General features: G+C 69.6%; 1 pseudogene. It reads right to left on the reverse strand.

From position 1 onward, the window contains the following. Positions 1-263, reverse strand: a pseudogene (locus WDW90_RS39875) (NADH-quinone oxidoreductase subunit L); the annotation flags it as partial.

Raw genomic sequence — 263 nt, forward strand, 5'->3', positions numbered from 1 at the left:
GGCGGCCAGCCGCGCCGGCAGCTCCGGCCGGCGGATGTACCTCCAGAAAGCCAGCACGAAGCCGAGCACCCGCATGATGAAGGGCGAGGCCGAGACCCAGCCCGGGACATGGTGGATGTCGTGCATGATGTGGGTGTCGGGACCGTGCGCCAGCGCGTGGCCCCAGAAGGCCTCCATGCCCTCGCCGATGAAGCGGTCCTGGAAGATCAGGCCGGCGAAGAGCGCCCCGAAGGCGAGCACCGCGAGCGGGATCGTCATCACGA

Source organism: Methylobacterium nigriterrae (assembly GCF_037106235.1).
Lineage (GTDB): Bacteria > Pseudomonadota > Alphaproteobacteria > Rhizobiales > Beijerinckiaceae > Methylobacterium > Methylobacterium nigriterrae.